The 16,222-nt window shown below is 64.2% G+C and carries 17 protein-coding genes and 2 pseudogenes; 18 read left to right on the top strand and 1 reads right to left on the bottom strand.

Going from position 1 to position 16,222, the window contains the following annotated elements; translation table 11 throughout:
• The 14 genes and pseudogenes from FS507_RS18370 to FS507_RS00060 all read left to right on the top strand — a co-directional run.
• A pseudogene (locus tag FS507_RS18370) lies at positions 1-151 on the top strand (IS630 family transposase); the annotation flags it as partial.
• 301 nt (positions 152-452) lie between these two features.
• Positions 453-1,949 (top strand): anion permease, encoded by a 1,497-nt coding sequence (locus FS507_RS00010; RefSeq protein ID WP_144692381.1) that lies wholly within the window; start codon positions 453-455, stop codon positions 1,947-1,949.
• Between the two features lie 6 nt (positions 1,950-1,955).
• On the top strand, positions 1,956-2,948 hold the full coding sequence (locus tag FS507_RS00015; protein ID WP_145940826.1) for a LacI family DNA-binding transcriptional regulator: 993 nt from the start codon (positions 1,956-1,958) through the stop codon (positions 2,946-2,948).
• 89 nt (positions 2,949-3,037) lie between these two features.
• Positions 3,038-3,994, top strand: coding sequence for an alpha/beta hydrolase (locus FS507_RS00020; protein WP_145940827.1), 957 nt, complete (start codon positions 3,038-3,040; stop codon positions 3,992-3,994).
• A 235-nt stretch (positions 3,995-4,229) separates the two neighbouring features.
• Positions 4,230-4,988, top strand: a complete 759-nt coding sequence (gene lepB, locus FS507_RS00025; RefSeq protein ID WP_075813362.1) for a signal peptidase I — start codon at positions 4,230-4,232, stop codon at positions 4,986-4,988.
• A gap of 38 nt (positions 4,989-5,026) precedes the next feature.
• Positions 5,027-5,670, top strand: a pseudogene (locus tag FS507_RS00030) (ribonuclease HII).
• Positions 5,667-5,972, top strand: coding sequence for a DUF2469 domain-containing protein (locus tag FS507_RS00035; RefSeq protein WP_038548047.1), 306 nt, complete (start codon positions 5,667-5,669; stop codon positions 5,970-5,972). Before FS507_RS00030 ends, FS507_RS00035 begins: the two are co-directional and overlap by 4 nt.
• A 132-nt stretch (positions 5,973-6,104) precedes the next feature.
• Positions 6,105-6,563: a YraN family protein gene (locus FS507_RS00040; protein ID WP_145940828.1), complete on the top strand. Its 459-nt coding sequence runs from the start codon at positions 6,105-6,107 to the stop codon at positions 6,561-6,563.
• Positions 6,560-8,827: a magnesium chelatase domain-containing protein gene (locus FS507_RS00045; protein ID WP_145940829.1), complete on the top strand. Its 2,268-nt coding sequence runs from the start codon at positions 6,560-6,562 to the stop codon at positions 8,825-8,827. The genes FS507_RS00040 and FS507_RS00045 overlap by 4 nt, the downstream gene beginning before the upstream one ends.
• A 349-nt stretch (positions 8,828-9,176) precedes the next feature.
• Positions 9,177-9,434, top strand: a complete 258-nt coding sequence (locus FS507_RS00050; protein WP_145940830.1) for a hypothetical protein — start codon at positions 9,177-9,179, stop codon at positions 9,432-9,434.
• Positions 9,431-9,580 (top strand): hypothetical protein, encoded by a 150-nt coding sequence (locus FS507_RS17470; RefSeq protein ID WP_186314493.1) that lies wholly within the window; start codon positions 9,431-9,433, stop codon positions 9,578-9,580. Before FS507_RS00050 ends, FS507_RS17470 begins: the two co-directional genes overlap by 4 nt.
• On the top strand, positions 9,577-9,753 hold the full coding sequence (locus FS507_RS17475; RefSeq protein WP_186314494.1) for a hypothetical protein: 177 nt from the start codon (positions 9,577-9,579) through the stop codon (positions 9,751-9,753). Before FS507_RS17470 ends, FS507_RS17475 begins: the two co-directional genes overlap by 4 nt.
• Positions 9,746-11,476, top strand: a complete 1,731-nt coding sequence (locus FS507_RS00055; RefSeq protein ID WP_186314495.1) for an AAA family ATPase — start codon at positions 9,746-9,748, stop codon at positions 11,474-11,476. The genes FS507_RS17475 and FS507_RS00055 overlap by 8 nt, the downstream gene beginning before the upstream one ends.
• Before the next feature lie 1,239 nt (positions 11,477-12,715).
• Positions 12,716-13,759, top strand: a complete 1,044-nt coding sequence (locus FS507_RS00060) for a hypothetical protein (RefSeq protein WP_145940832.1) — start codon at positions 12,716-12,718, stop codon at positions 13,757-13,759.
• An 8-nt stretch (positions 13,760-13,767) separates the two neighbouring features.
• On the opposite strand, the gene FS507_RS17480 is transcribed toward FS507_RS00060, so the two are convergent.
• Positions 13,768-13,926, bottom strand: a complete 159-nt coding sequence (locus FS507_RS17480; protein WP_186314496.1) for a hypothetical protein — start codon at positions 13,924-13,926, stop codon at positions 13,768-13,770.
• 429 nt (positions 13,927-14,355) lie between these two features.
• Between FS507_RS17480 and FS507_RS00065 the strand changes: the two genes are divergently transcribed.
• The 4 genes from FS507_RS00065 to FS507_RS00080 are packed head-to-tail and all read left to right on the top strand — an operon-like array spanning position 14,356 to position 16,219.
• A complete protein-coding gene (locus tag FS507_RS00065; protein WP_145940833.1) occupies positions 14,356-14,583 on the top strand; it encodes a hypothetical protein in 228 nt (75 codons plus the stop codon).
• Positions 14,573-14,926: a hypothetical protein gene (locus FS507_RS00070; RefSeq protein ID WP_145940834.1), complete on the top strand. Its 354-nt coding sequence runs from the start codon at positions 14,573-14,575 to the stop codon at positions 14,924-14,926. The genes FS507_RS00065 and FS507_RS00070 overlap by 11 nt, the downstream gene beginning before the upstream one ends.
• Positions 14,919-15,308, top strand: coding sequence for a hypothetical protein (locus FS507_RS00075; protein WP_145940835.1), 390 nt, complete (start codon positions 14,919-14,921; stop codon positions 15,306-15,308). Before FS507_RS00070 ends, FS507_RS00075 begins: the two co-directional genes overlap by 8 nt.
• Positions 15,275-16,219, top strand: coding sequence for a hypothetical protein (locus FS507_RS00080; RefSeq protein WP_145940836.1), 945 nt, complete (start codon positions 15,275-15,277; stop codon positions 16,217-16,219). Before FS507_RS00075 ends, FS507_RS00080 begins: the two co-directional genes overlap by 34 nt.
• Positions 16,220-16,222 lie beyond the last annotated feature (3 nt).

A 16,222-nucleotide genomic window follows, 5' to 3' on the forward strand; every position in this document is an offset into this window, starting at 1 on the left:
CGTGTTCACTTCTGTCAAGGACTTGAATGCGAAGATCCGGGAGTTTATCACCGGGTGGAACAAGCGCAAGCACCCGTTCGTGTGGACGAAAACGGCTGACGAGATCCTGGCGAAAGCGAACCGGCAACCAACTTCAGAAACGCGACACTAGGGGACTCAACCGCGGTAAGGCAGCCAAGATCAAGGAGAAGCGCTAAGCTTCCGCGGCACAGCCGCACTGAACACGGGCCCCGGCCTGCGTGTCGTCTGACTCGGACGTCCCGCGGTCCGGGGTTCTTTCGTGTATCCGTGGGGTGGAGGGCAGTACGTGTCAGAAGTCACGGCCAAAGGCCCTTGTCCGAGGTAAGGGGGCATGGATACGATTCCAATAGTGCGGTGGAAACGAATCCATCATCGAGTAGATGAGAACTCCACCGTTGCACCGGATCATCTCATGCAAAGGAATCTGCGACATGCCCACCGCGACAGCAGCAGCCCCCGAGGAGCATCCCCGGGTTGACGCCCCACCGGTGTCACACTGGAAGACGATCCTCATCGGGTTCGGGATACCGATCCTCATCACCGTGATCTTCTGGTTCAGTCCACACCCGGCTGAGCTGACCGACCAGGCATGGCGTATGTTCGGTCTCTTCGTCGCCACCATCGTCTGCATCATCATCGCCCCCATGCCCATGGGCGCGGTCACGCTTATCGGTATGATCGCCGCCGTCTTGCTGGGCCTGGTCCCCTTGGGACCGAGTAGCGATGACCCAGGTGCCCCGTATGCATTGGTCGGTTTCAGTAACGCCACCATCTGGCTGATCGTGATGGCGTTCCTGTTGTCCCGGGGATTCATCAAGACAGGCTTCGGACGGCGTATCGCCCTCTTCTTCGTCTCCAAGTTCGGCGGACGTATGCTCGGTGTCGGCTACGGTCTCAGCCTTGCTGACCTGGTGATGTCCCCGGCTATCCCCTCCGCCACGGCGCGTGGCGGTGGAATAATGGCGCCGATCATGACGTCCGTGGCGATGACGTATGACTCCGAACCCGGTCCCACAGCACGCCGAGCCGGGTCGTTCCTGTCCCTGGTGTCGTCGAACGCTAACTCGATCACCTGCGCGATGTTCCTCACCGCCATGGCGGGGAACCCCTTGATCGCATCGCTGGCGGCCCAGCAGGGTGTGGAGATTTCCTGGGCGACATGGGCTCTCGGAGCCATTGTCCCAGGGCTGACTGCTCTGATCGTTGTACCGCTGGTGATCTACGTCATCTATCCTCCGGAGCTGAAGAGCACCCCGAAGGTCAAGCAGATGGCGCGCGATGAACTCGACGCTCTCGGGCCGATGTCCTACGGGGAGAAGGTGCTGGCTGCCACGTTTCTGGTCCTGTTGCTGCTCTGGACGGTCGGCGACCTGGTCCTGGGGGTTTCCGCGACGACCACGGCTTTCCTCGGGGTGATCCTTCTTATGGTCTTTCATGTTCTGACCTGGGAGGATATCATCCGTGAGAAGGCGGCCTGGGACACAATGACATGGTTCGCGGTGTTGTACATGATGGCGACAACACTGTCGGCCTATGGTTTCATCGACTGGGTCTCCGAGCTGATTGCCGGGTCCCTGGGAGCGATGAGCTGGATCCCCGCCCTCGTGCTGCTTGTCGTCATCTACTTCTTTGCCCACTACTTCTTCGCGTCCGCCACAGCACATATTTCGGCGATGTACATCGCCTTCCTTGGCGCCGCACTCTCCCTTGGCGCACCACCGCTGCTGGCCGCACTGATCCTCGGTTACTGTTCGAATATCTTCCAGTCGCTGACCCACTACGCGGGTGGTGCCTCCCCGACATTGTTCGGGACGAAGTACAACACTGTGGCGCAGTGGTGGCGTGTCGGCTTCATTGCCGGAGTCGTCTCACTGAGTATCTGGCTCGTCGTCGGCGGTGTGTGGATGAATCTCATCGGGATCTGGTGAGCGACGATGCCCCGACAGCAATCCTCCCGTCCGTCACTCAAGGCCGTTGCTGAACGAGCAGGCGTCGGGTACGGTACCGCGTCCCGTAGCCTGTCCGGGTCCGGGCCGGTAGCCCCCGAGACGAGGCAACGTGTGCTGGACGCCGCCGAATCCTTGGGCTACGTACCGAACATGCTCGGCCGTGCACTACGCCGTCAGCGCACTACGTTCATCGGGCTGGTCTTACCGGATCTGGGCAACGAATACTACACCGAAGCGCTCGACACGATTCACCATGCGCTCGCGGCCGCGGGCTACCAGATGATCACTGTCGCCGACGCGACGTCCACGGGGCAGGACGCGCTGGTGTCGTCTCTGGCGCAGCAGCAGGTCGCCGGCATTATCCAAGTCCCCGTGGTGGGGGCTTCAGTCGTGTCGGGTCTGCCACTGGTGCAGTTCAACCGCTCGGAACTGGGAGCCGATGTTCCTTGCGTCCTGTGCGATGACGAGGACGGGTTTCGTCGACTCGCGGAGCTTGTGATCCATCACGGCTACCGGGATATCGCTGTGCTGCTGGGCGACTCCGCGATGTCGACGACGGTGGCACGCGCCGCAGGCGTGCACGGCGCAGTCTCCGGCACCGACGCCCGCGTGCGCTACTGTTACGGCAGCTATACCGCAGACTCGGGCCGGGAGATGATGGAAGAACTCCTCGACACTTCGGACGGCAGCGAGCGGCCCGATGCAGTGATCGTGGCGTCTCCTCGCCTGATGGCGGGTGTTGCCGCGGTGCTGGGGGCGAGGGAGATGAGTTTTCCCGGTGACATCGCCGTCGCTGCGTTCGATGATCCGGAATGGTATCGACTCCTGGGACCAGGGATCACCACATTTGATGCGCCTCAGCGACAGATGGGGCGGGCAGCTGTGGCTATGGTGCTGGACATGATCGAGTCCGGTGACCCCCCGTCCGACCCCGTGCAGGTTATTCCGGGGTCGGTGCTGGAACGAGGTTCATTGTAACGCGCTGGGTATACCGGCCCGGGTGTGATGCCCGGAGGAATTGTTGCGGATGTGTCATACCGACCGGGGTATCACTGTACATTTCCACTATGACGATTTCGTTCGGGAGCATCGCCCGCACTGCCCTGGCCGCTGTGGTGGCCGCTACTGGAGCAGCATTGTTCACCGGAGTTCCCGGTGCAGCTGCTGACACTCCTGACACCTGCCGTAACCATACTGCGGTTTCGGTGACCTGTGAGGTCTGGTCCGATTCAATGCAGAGATACATTCCTGTTGTGGTGAAGCCCGCGAGCACGCCGGGCAATGACAGGGTCATCCAGTTTCTCGACGGCGTCCACGGGGGAGACGGGTGGAGCAGCAGGGCGATGGACTACGTCGCCGACGATGACGCGACGATCGTCTTCCCCTCGGCAGACTCACGGTCTTTCTGGGTCGACTGGGACTCCACCGCACCGAACGGCAAAGAACTCAAGTACGAGACCTTTCTCACGCGGGAGCTGCCGGCCTATCTCGAGACCGAGTTCGATGTGCCGAACGGCGGACGTGAACGCACGGGGGTGGTGGGCTTGAGTATGGGAGCGTATTCGGCGGTGAACCTCGCCTCGAAACACCCGGGGATGTACCGGTCTGTTCTGGCGCTGAGCGGCTTCTACAACAACCAGATGCTGGCCGGACGACTGGCGGTGGACGGCACCGCGATCACCCACGGCGAGGACAACGCCGGTGTTCCATGGGACTCAGAACGTTCCCGGATGCAGGACAACCCGTGGATCAATGTCGACAACCTCACCATGCCGGTGCACATGGCGGTGGCTACGGGGCTCCCCGATCCACGCAGCAGCTACCCGCTTCGAACGACTGTCGACGGGGCCGTCATCGAGATCGGCAGCCTCGGGGCCACGGCGGCGTGGGACCTGTGGACCAGGTTGAATGGTAAAGACAATGTGACCATCACCTACACCCCGGTCGGCATCCACGCCTACGACACCTGGATCAACGCGGCGTTCAAGGACCAGAAGCTGTACTGGCGCTTCGCAGATTTCTGAGCCGGCAACCGGGTAGAAACGGGGGAGACAGGCTTCCACTGCGAAGCGGAACTGACGTCCTCGACTGGTAACGTCTGTTGCCGTGACTGATCCGAACGACCCCGATGACACGGGCACCACGACCGACGGCGCTGCTGCAGGAAGCGCAGGCCGCGCTGATGTGCCGGACACGACAGACGTGGACGACACGTGGGGGTCCCGTCAGAGTACTCCGAGCGCCGTCGAGCAGGCCCCGATGACGGAACGGCAGAAGGTGGCCGCGCGACGGGAGGAGGCTGCGCGGAAGAAGAAGCGGACGTACCCGTGGTGGGTCGAGTTCCCCATCATCCTGGTGATCGCGCTGGTGTTGCTGGCGCTGTTCAACTCGTTTGTCGGGCGCCCCTATCTGATTCCCTCGGAGTCGATGGAACCCACGTTGCACGGGTGTGAGGACTGCGTCGGTGACAGGATCTTCGTCAACAAGCTGTCCTACAGTTTCGGGGGTGAGCCGTCGCCGGGCGATGTCGTCGTCTTCAACGGCCCCGAGTCCTGGAACGACCAGTATGTCTCACAGCGGTCCGACAACAGCGTGGTCAGCGGTCTCCAGACCGCGTTGTCCTACATCGGCATCCTCGCTCCTGACGAGAATGCACTGGTCAAGCGGGTCATTGCTACGGGAGGGCAGACGGTGCAGTGTCAGGCGGGTGACCCCGGGGTGATGGTCGACGGTAAGAAGGTCGACGATTCCTACACGCGTTCACCACTGACGTACCAGGTCGATCCGATGACCGGCTCGGACGCATGTCAGGGCGCCTACTTCGGTCCGGTGACCGTGCCGGAGGGGAACCTGTGGGTCATGGGTGACAACCGGACGAACTCCGGCGACTCACGGTTCCACATCGGTGATGAACGCCAGGGAACGGTGCCGGTCGACGATGTCGTCGGCAAGGTCACGGCCAGGATCTGGCCGTTGGACCGTATCGGCGGTGTCGCTTCGCCGGATATCCAGCAGTAGAGGTGGCACCGGTGCGGAGTATGCCGGACGGCAGGACGCTGGAGTGGGCTGTGCACAAGGCCGGTCTGGGGCCGGTCGCAGGCGTCGACGAGGCAGGACGCGGTGCGTGCTGCGGTCCCGTGACCGTCGCGGCCTGCGTCCTTCCTCCCGGCCCGATTCCTGAGCTCTCCGGACTGACCGACTCCAAGAAGCTGTCACCGAAGAAGCGTGATCACTACTTCGACGTCGTCAGGGAGGTCGCCGAGGACTGGGCGGTGGTGCATGTCCCGGCGTCCTACGTGGACACCTGGGGATCCAGCACGCGAATCTGGGCGGGATGCGACGCGCCGTGGCGCGTCTCGACGTACGTCCCGGCTATATCCTCACCGACGCGATGAAGGTCAACGGTTTTTCACGTCCGCACCTTCCCGTGGTCAAAGGGGACCTGATCGCCCGGTGTATCTCCGCGGCAAGTGTGTTGGCGAAGGTCTCGCGCGACCGGCTGATGGGCCGGATGGACAGTGAATATCCCGGTTACGGACTGGCCGGACACAAGGGTTACGGTACCGCGTCGCACATGGCCTCGGTGAGTCTGCTCGGTGGGACCCCCGAGCACCGTTACACTTACTCCAATGTGGCCGCCGCCCACCGACGGTGGCAGGCCGGACCGCCGATCGAAGAGGGAGATGACCAGCAACCGTGAGCGCCGAGGAGCTTGAGGACTACGAGGCCAACGTGGAGCTGTCCATGTACCGCGAGTACCGGGACGTGGTCAGCCAGTTCAGTTACGTTGTGGAGACCGAGCGTCGGTTCTACCTCGCCAATGCCGTGGAGCTGTTGCCCCGTAACGCAAACGGAGAGGTCTACTACGAGGTACGGATGTCGGATGCCTGGGTGTGGGACATGTACCGCCCGGCCCGGTTCGTCCGCTATGTCCGGGTGATCACCTACAAGGACGTCAATATCGAGGAACTCGACAAGCCTGATCTGCGTATGCCTGACTGACCCCCTGAGCGGGGCCGTCGGCCGGGGCTGATGGCCCGTCTGTCCACAGGCACGCGGTTCTCCACAGCATCGTGCGGAAATGCCGGTGAACGGGCACGATGCAGTCCCGATGGTGTGCCAGAGTGCTGAGCTATGTCGCCAGCCACGAACCCTCCCAACTACAACCACCACAGTCACCGTGGTCCCCAGGACCCGTCTGCAGGTCCGGCCTCCCGCGGGATACGTCCGCGAAGAAATCTCCGGCAGGTCGGGAAAGCCGGTGAGGATGAGGCAGCCGCCTATTTCGTTGATCGTGGGTACCGCTTGCTCGACCGCAACTTCTTCACCGCGCGTGGCGAGGTGGACATCGTTCTCGCCGGTGGTGACGGGGACAACGACGACACCATCGTTTTCGTAGAGGTCAAGTGGCGTCTTGACGGTCGCTACGGCACCGGTGCGGAGGCGGTGACTCCGGCCAAGCTCGCGGCGATGCGGCACGCCGGCGCAGAGTGGCTCCGCCGCAATCCGGGCCACAGGGCCCCGGTGGTGCGCTTCGATGTCCTGGATATCACCGCAGGTGACATCACCCACTATGAGGGGGTGGGCTGGTGACCACGTTCAGTGAACGTTCTCCGGTACGGGTGGGGCAGGCGCGCGGAATGGCCCTGAGCGGGGTCAGTGGCACGCCGGTGATGGTGGAATGCGACATCAGCAGGGGGCTGCCCGGGATGAGCATCGTGGGACTGGGTGACACGGCGGTTGTCCAGGCGCGTGACCGTGTACGTTCAGCGATGATCAACAGCGGCCTGGAGTGGCCGAAGAGCAGGGTTGTCATGAGTCTGTCGCCGGCTTCTGTCCCCAAGAGGGGGTCGGGGTTCGATCTTCCGATGGTCCTGGCGATACTCGTGGCACAGGGAGTGGTCCCGGCCGAGGAATCCCGGTCGACGATCGTGCTTGGAGAACTCGGTCTCGACGGTACGGTGCGGCCCGTGGACGGTGTGTTGCCGATGCTCCTGGCAGCGGACCGCGCCGGCTTCTGCCGTGCAGCGGTTCCGCGGGGGAACCAGGTCGAAGCATCCCGTGCCGCGAGGGTGACCGGTCTGGAGGTCGTCGGCCTTACCCATCTACGAGACCTGGCCCCGTGGATCCGCGGTGAACTGGTGGAGGCCGTCGATACCGGTGAACTGCAGCAGCGAGATGTCCTGCCGTCGTCCGCCCCCGGACCGGACCTTTCGGAGGTGTGTGGTCAGGACGAGGCACGTCGTGGCCTCGAGATCGCGGCCGCAGGAGGACATCACCTGTGGTTGTCAGGGCCGCCAGGGTCCGGAAAGCCCGACCCGGTTTCAGGGTACGTTATGACCATGACACCTACACAGGAACAACCGCAGCAGGTCAGGGCAGCGATCTACTGCCGTATCAGTCGCGACAAGGGCGGTGAAGGACTCGGCGTCGAGCGGCAAGAGCAGGCGTGCCGGGCGCTAGCGGAGCGTGAGGGGTGGGCGGTAACGAAGGTCTACGCCGACAACTCGGTCAGCGCATACAGCGGAGCGAAGCGACCGGGATACCGGTCACTGCTCGACGCCGTGGCCCGTGGCGAGTTCGACCGGGTGGTGGCATGGGCACCCGATCGCTTGCACCGCCGTCCGATCGAGCTGAACGAGTACATCGACGCCACAGAGCAGGTAGGGGTGTCGACGCACACGGTCAACGCGGGGCATTGGGACTTGTCGACAGCCGGGGGCAGGATGTCGGCTCGTGTACTCGGCGACCTCGCCGCGTACGAGTCCGAACTACGTGCGGAGCGTGTCCTCGCTGCGCAGCTACAGGCCCGGCAGGCAGGCAAGCCGCGCACTGACGGTCGGCGATCGTTCGGCTACCACTTCGTCGACGGCGAGTACGTCGTCGACGAGCGCGAAGCTGAAGCGCTGCGCGAAGCAGCCCGGCAGATTCTCGCCGGGGTGTCGCTACGGCAGGTAGCCCTGCGAATGGCGGACGAGGGGATCACGTCGACCCGAGGTAACCCGATGAACCCCGAGTCGTTGCGGGATACGATCAAGACACCGCGAGTCGCCGGGCTGGTCAGCTGGAATCCGAAGGATCGCAAGGGAAAACGGCTGCGCTACAACCGGCAGATTCTCGACGGTGTCACCGGGCAATGGCAGCCGATCCTCGACGTCGACACGTGGCGGGCCGTCTGCGACGTCCTCGACAACCCGGCGAAGGAAATGAATCGCCGGGGCAACAAGAACAAACACCTCGGCAGCGGCATTTATCGGTGCGAATGTGGTGACACCCTGCAAATTAAGTACAAGACGAAGGCTGATGGTACACAGTTCCGGCGCTATACCTGCCGTCGTCGCGAGCCGCTGCGCGCCCCGGCGAGCGGGTTTCACTCGTCGATACACGGTGACTATGTCGACGGGACCGTTGTCGAGGTCGTGCTGCAGCGGTTGGAGAAGACCGACATACGCGCACACCTCGCGCTGACCTCGGGCCGGGTGGACGAGGTTAGTCGGCTGACCGACAAGCGGGCGCAGGTGCGGCAACGTCTCGACGACCTCGACGATCAGGTCGCCCTCGGGGCGATCACCCCGGCGGCGTATGCGCGTGTCGCCCCGAAAGTCGAGCAGCAGGTCGCCGAGCTTGACGCACAGCTCGCGGAGCTTGCAGGGCACGACAACGCGCTCGCCCCGCTCGCCGAGACCGACGATGTACGTCAGTGGTGGGCCGGTGCGGACCTCGACCTGCGCCGGGCAGTGTTACGGTCGCTGGTCGACATCACGATCACGCACGGCACGCCGGGGCGTAAGACTTTCGACCCCGAGCGGGTCGTGTTCCGCTGGAAAACCGGCGACGACGTCGTGAACGGCGAATGACAAGAAGTATCTTCGACCACTACATGTTGTGGTGTTACCTCCTATCAACACTCGACGTTGCCGCAGTTAGTAGGGCATTGGTAACAGTGCAATCCACAGAACATATGGTGTTTACCTGCACTGTTACTCACTACCGATACTTGGCGCGTGAGTATCCATATGTTGTATGGTCATTCCCATACGCCCCGAGTTGGCCGCACTAGTGTTCTGTCAGGCGACACGCGAAGGCTCGGAATACGGCACTGCCCGGCTGGAATGGCCGCACCCGTCCTGCAAGGAAATCACTCATGCCCCCTGCTCGCGCCCTCGTCGGCGCTAGAGCCGGGGCTACCTTGCAACGGAGCTACCCGTGTCCACGAGCACACCCACGAAAACGACCCCGGTCAGCCCGGCGGGGCGGCGAGCTAAAGAGCTAGCGTCACGTCTCGGTCAGCTGCGCCGGTGGCACCCTGACACCGATCACTTCGCCGTCGAGCAGGACGTCGTAGCGGCACGTCTCGACGTCGCCTTAGACCAGATCATGAGCGACTACAACGTCGCCGCCCTACGCCCTGAACAGGTCGCGTACTTTGTCGACCGACTGCTCGGGCGGGTGGTGTCATCATGACCGCCCCGGCCCCCGAGCAGCACACCCCCGACCCCGCTGTCGTCGAGTATGCGCGCCGGGTGGTCGCGGACGCCCCGCCGCTATCTGACGCGCAACTCGACCGCATCGTCGCCGTAGTCCGTGCCGGGGGAGGTGTCGCAGCGTGAAACCGCCGAGACATGGCAACGCCCCCGATGCGACCAACAACGGGGGCGAGTACCTGACACTTGCACGTTACGACCGCGACCAGCGGGTAGGAGACCGGGCGATCATGACCAGTATAGCACCTGACCAGCATGATAAGGCCGAGACCGTCGAGGAGGTGGTCGGCAATGAGTGACCAGATTCTCGACCCGGCGACCCGGCGCATGTTCAACGAGCAATGGTCGAAGGGCGAGTTCGACGACCACCTCGGCAAGCTCGGGCTGAAACAGGAGACAAAGGACGGCGACCGCCGGGTGCTCGTCGACAAGGCAGGGAACACCCGCGCCGAGCAGGTGGACGAACTGCCGGGCACCTACCGGTTCATTCACGACACCCGTGTCACGACGGTACGCAGGACAAAGTCGGTGAACAAGCACGACACTATCGACGCTGTGGGTGCGGTGGCGCTGTACAACGGTGCAACCGAAGCCGACACGGTGGCTGCGTCCCTCGACGGTGAACGGCAGCGTACCCAGCGCAAGCGGTCGAAGACGGTGACGGAGAAACTGAAGCGGCTTCGCGATGATGACGAAGCAAAGCAGCTGCGCAACGCCGAAAAGCTCGCCGCGCAGTACGAGGAAGCCGGACGCCGCCCCGGCGATTCGTGGGGTGCTCGTGACGACGACAGCGAGCTTGTGGCCGCTGTGTTCGCCGGGGAGGTCGAGCAGCCTACCCCGTCGGTCATGGCCCGAGTCGACGGGGCTGCGATGTTCTACCCCGGCAAGACGCACTCGGTCTACGGCGAGCCGGGCAGCGGTAAGTCGTGGCTGGTGCTCGCTGCCGCCGCCGAGCAGATCGCCGCAGGGCGGCACGTGCTGTACCTCGACTACGAGGATGGTCGGCAGACAGCGTACAACCGGCTGCGGCTGCTCGGTGCCAACGGTGACGACGTCGTACGGTACTTCCATCACCGCGAGCCGGACGAGCACCCGAGCACCCCGAAGGCGGGGGAGACCTCGGCGGTGGTGCTCGGGATTCACAAGGCGTTCGACGCGATGCTCGTCGAGCACGACTATTCCCTCGTCGTGCTCGACGGGGTGACGAACGCGCTGTCTCTCGCCGGGTTCAACGGCAACGACAACGGCGAAGCGACGATGTGGAACCGCGAAGTTCCGCGCTACATCGCCGACCACACCGACGACGCCGTCGTCGTCATGGTTGACCACCTCGCGAAGTCGCGGCAGGGTAGCTCGCCGGGCCGCTACGCGATCGGGGCACAGTCGAAACTCGGTGACATTACCGGTGCGGCATTCCGTGTCGACGTCGTCGAAGACCCGGCGGCAGTCGCGCACGCCCGATTGGACGTGTCGGTGACCAAGGATCGTCACGGTGGTGTGTTCGCACATAGCGCGTACATCGACCACGGGCACCTGTTCGGGCAGTTCTCGGTGACTACCGACACCAGCGGGGCCGAAGGGCAGTTCGTCGCTGCGCTCGTCGGGCCGGACGGGGCGGCGAAGTGGCACAGCGCACAGACGGCCCGGCGGCTCGCAGACACGCAGCCGGGTGTCATGGACCGCATTGTGTCCGAGAAGGGCGTCGGGCTGACGAACCCCGTCCTCGTCGCTGTAGCGATCGCGCACCTCGGCGGCGAGGACGGCGTCACCCGTGCGGAGCTTGAACAACAGCTGAAGGTGATCGCCCCGGCGACGTACGCCCCGTGGAAGCGCGGCGGGCACCTGAAGACCTACCTTGACCGGGCGAAGAAGTCCGGTCAGGTCGTATGGGCGAGCGGCAACCACAAGCGGCTACGCAGCGACCGCGACGCGCTGCCGGGTGACGCGGTCGCCGTGCTCGACGCGCTTCGGGCAGTCGGCGAGATAGACCAGCCTGGCGAGCTATTCGGGCCGCTGGAATAGTGCCTGACGCTGTGGGAAAAATCTGTGGGAGCTGACTACCTGTGTGCCCACAGCTGTGGGCTGTGGGCGCGGGGTCGATTGTCCGCACGTTTCCCCACACCAAAATCACCCAGTTACCGCAGGTGAGAGTATGTACCCGGCAGGATCTAATCGTGTGGGGAACACAGCTAATCTCACACACCTACAGTGCTACCCCTGCGTATGTGTGGGGTTCCCTTTAGGGAACCCCCACACGCGGGCTGTGTGGGGCGAGCGGATGGAGATAGATATTCCGCCGGGGTTGACGGACTACCGGATTCGCCGAACGGCTGCGCTACAGCCGGGGCGGTGAGATGATGACCTTGCACGTGCAGCCGGGGGGTCACCGTTTCGTATCTGGTCCCGGTGGTCTGCTCGGTTGAGTAGCGATCCCCCCTTCGCAAGGCCCGAGCTGTACCCGGCTGCGCGTGTGTCCCCTCGACGCCCCGCGACACCGGCCCACTCTCCACCTGCGAGCCTGTAGGCCCCGTCGAGTACTCGTGTGTAGGTTCGCCCCCTTCGACGCCGCAGACGGGCCGCACAGCGACAGCAGCAGCACGAGCAGCGCGAGACGGTGACAGCAGCACGACGAGCACGAGCAGCACGAGGGCAGCAGCAGCAGCGGCGAACAGACGAGCGACCTGTGACACCGCATGAATCGAATAAATCGCGTGCACGCATATAGATGGTTTGGGCGCGGTTTGGTCATGGTTTGGTTCGCGCTGAAGTGATGATGAACAGCAAACAGCAACAGAACTTCAGCGCGACGAACAGCTCGACGATGATCGAAACGAACGATGAACAGCAGGACGAAAGCAACTGAACTTTGTCGCTCGATGTAAAATCAATTTCTATCGAAATTGCGTTGATGAACGTTGTTCGTGAACGATCGCGAAGGTAAGTTTTCTTTGGGTTCGGGGTGTCGAAGATCGCAGGGGTGGCGGGTACCTCCCCGCGGTCCCCTTGCCTGGCTCCCCCCGGTATTGCCATGAATCCGAGACGGGCAAGAGTTCCGACCCAAAAACATACTCATCTTGCCTTAAGGTTCGCCCGTTCGGCCCCGCGCTCGCCGGGTGCTCGGTGACCACCGCAGGGCAGCTGGTAGTAGTCGAGGGACCGCAGGTCGGCGGGGATATTCGAGGTGCGGTAAGCGGGGGAGGGCTGCGTGTAGTGCTGTGATAATTCCGACACTGCAATCGGACTAAGGAGAAACACCGAGATATGGCACACACTTCATTTCAGCAAAGGGCCGACGAGGTCGCCGAGGGGCTGGAAGCTCTCGCCCTCGGGCCGATTCAGGCCCCGGCAACCCCCGAACTGATCGCCGCCGACGTCGAGGTCGAGAAGATCGTCGAGAAGGTGCGCGGGTCGCTCGCGAGTGTCCCGGACTACGCCGGGATCGCATCGAAGATCGTCGACGGCACCCACACCCCGGCGCAGGCGGCAAAGACTCTCGTCGCGCCCGCTCCGGCGAAGGTGGACAAGCTGTGCGCGGAGGTCGAACGCACCGCACGAGCGACGGCGGACCGCGATGAGTGGAGCGTGCCGAACCTCGCCCGTTCCTGCGCCCCGATCGTCCGAGACCGCATGGTCGCCCTCGCCGACGAGATGTCCGAATCTCTCGCGAAGTTGCCGCAGGTTGTGAAGGATCACCTGACGCAGCGCAGCGGCAACGGCTACGGCGAGACCTTGGGACCGTTGACCGCGGACCCGTTCGCCGCCGCGATTCAGGTCATTGCGCCCGGCGGCAACGTCTCCGGCGTCCGCGGGGCAGACCTCGACGCCGTCCGTCGGGCGTCCGCCGCGTTCCGGTGGCTGCAGGCCGATGACACCTTCAACGGCTGGTGGTACCTCGCCCACGGTGAGTTTTCCGCCGATGTGTATTCGGGTATGGGTGCACAGGTGAAGTACAAGAGCGGTGCAGAAACCGCACAGGCTGACTATGTGCCCGAGCTGCTGCTACTCGATGGTGACGACGTGCTGTTCGCCGCAGCCGGGGTGAAGCTCGCGCCCGCTATGGCCGCCGGGCTGGTGGGGGAACTGAAGCCGATCAGCGACCCGTTCGGCGACGGCGGCGACGCCGAGGAATACGCCCGCCGTCGCCGCCGTGCCCGCGAGTTCCTGAACTGGCGCAATGAGTGGACTATCGCTGTCGAGGTCGAAGCCGCGTACCTCATGGACGCCGCCCGGCAGGCTGAACTGAAGTCGCGGCTGTCCGCTCCGCCGCTGCGGGCAGTCGAGATGTTCAGGCTGTCGGCGCGATGAGCGGTCAGCTATTTGCCGACGGCGACCTGACCCCCGACGGGTTCTTTGCGCTGCCGGGGGAGGGCGACGAGGTCGAGCGGCCCACCTCGCCGACCATGACGACCCGAGAGGTTGCCGAGTGGTTGGGAATCAGCGAGCGATCCATCGGCGTCGCTGCCCGGAAACACGAGATTCGACGCACCTCGCCGGGCTTGTATTTGACCTCGTCCGTGGTCAGGCTCAGGCACGTTAGCGAGGTCTGTTCGACTGCACAGATGTTGTCCGTCCTCGGGGTATCGCCCTCGTGGTGGCAGGTAAACGGCTCGCGGCTGAAGGTCACGGGGTCGCCCATTGCTGGAATCCCACGGTGGCACTCGGAATCGGTCAATCGGCTTGCTGTTGCCCTGCGAGCCGGGACGGGGGCCACGGCGTGACCCGCCGGACGGGAAACCTGCCCTATCGCACCGAGCTTCGCAGGGGACCACAGCCGCCCGAGCCTGACGTGCCCGACTATGTAGGCGAACTGACCGGTCAACGGGGAATGAACGGCGTAGACCAACGGCGCATCGAATCGATCGTGTCGAATATGTATGACAACTAACTAGGAGAATATCGCTATGACCAGCACGAACAAGACCGTAACCCTGCCTGCTGATGTCGCCCTCGCCGGGGCAAAAGCCCGCGTGCATGACATTCGGAGCCGCATTGGCAGGAATCGGATGGGGCACCTGCTGCCGTTCGGCGACGACGCCGAACAGTGGCAGGTGCTTCGCGGCTACGTCCGCGAGCTGTCCGAACTGCTCGACCTCGTCGAGTCGCTGGAAGGGGCCGACGATGACCAGTGACGCCACGACAGACCAGACCCCCGGCGATGAACTGACGGTCGGCGAGCTTCGCCGACAGCTACAAGATCGTCACGGCACAGCGCTCGCCGACACCGACAAGACGCTGCAGGCCGTAACGGTGTCGACAGCACGACGGCAGGTCAGCGATCGCATGGTGCGCGCCGCCGAACGCCTGCAGACCGCCGCCGGGTTGATCGGCCGCGACCCCTGCGCGGTGCGGGGGATTCTTGACCCCGAAGACCCGGTGAAGGCGGCACACACCTCCCTCGTCGACTTGATCCAGCTATTCGGCGTCGCCGAAGTCCTCGCCGGGCGGGGCGCTCGGCGGGTCAGGGGTGAGTGAGATGGTGCCTGACGACAACATCGACACCGGACGTCGGGTGCTAACCGCCGAATTGGTCGCAGGTGCCCGGCAGCGGGTCGCTGCGGGCGAGTTGGTGTCCGCCGTTGCTGCGGACATCGGGATCAAGCACACGACGTTGTGCGCTGCGGTGACCGGTCGCAGTTGGTCGTCGGTCGATTCCGTAGTGCCGCCGGTGCGGCGAAACCTACCCACGGATCGCGAGCACTACACCGACGAGCAGCGGGCATCGGTAGTTGGTCGGGCGCTGACGATCCAGCGTCAGCACCCGACCCTCACGACCGCGGCGATCGCCCGGCTGCTCGACTTACAGCCCTCGACGCTGCGGGCGTGGCTATCTCGACACCGCAGGGCGCAGGGATAGCGTTGCTCACCGACATGCAGGTGATCGAAGCCAGGATCGCCGTCGCCGAGGAATCAAGGTCGATCGCGCAGCTTGCCCGGCGTTACGGAGTGGCCCGCCGGACTGTGCGCGACGCCGTCACCGGCAGGCTGTTCGGTCACCTCGACAACGTCGCGGCCCCGGTTCAACGGCAGCAGAGCACCGCGCAGGGCACACCTGCGGGCCGCACGCGGTGGCTGACGGGAAACTCGACCCTCGACGACACCGACCGTGCCGCCCTGACAGCCTTCGCGACGGAGATGATCGCCGCCGGGGCTGGCACCGACGAGGTCGCGGTAGATCTCGGGCTGACACCGGGGTTGCTGGCGAATCTGCTCGGTCATCCGGGACGTCGTCCGCATCACGCAGCAGGCGGAGCGCGGCTGTCGGTGCCGCTCGTGATCGAGCTACGACAGCGTGTCCGTGGGGGTGAGACTATCCAACAGCTGTCCCGGTCGACCGGGATACCTGCACCCACGATCGGGGCCGCGGTGCGTGGCACGACGTGGGCGAGTGTCGACGAGACCGAGCCACGCGTACCGGGACGTTCGCATACAGGCGCGGGTAGTCCTGTAGCGAAGCTGACCCCGCAGCTGGTCGGTGACATGCGCAGGCGCGTCCGTGGGGGTGAGCCGATCCGAGCTATAGCGGCGCAGATCGGCGTTAGTCCAACGAGCGTCAACAACGCCGTGAACGGTAACCGGTGGCCCGATGTGTACGAGCCACCGGTGAGACAGCGGCACTTCACCCGCACCGACCGCGACCCGGCGGACAAGGCGGCACTGGTAGCCCTCGCGAAGGCAATGACCGACGGCGGGTGCAGTTACATCGACGCTGCCCGTGACCTGAATGTCTCACACCACTCGCTGCGGAGCTGGACGACCCGCCGGTAGGGT

This window comes from Corynebacterium glyciniphilum AJ 3170, assembly GCF_007673095.1.
Lineage (GTDB): Bacteria > Actinomycetota > Actinomycetes > Mycobacteriales > Mycobacteriaceae > Corynebacterium.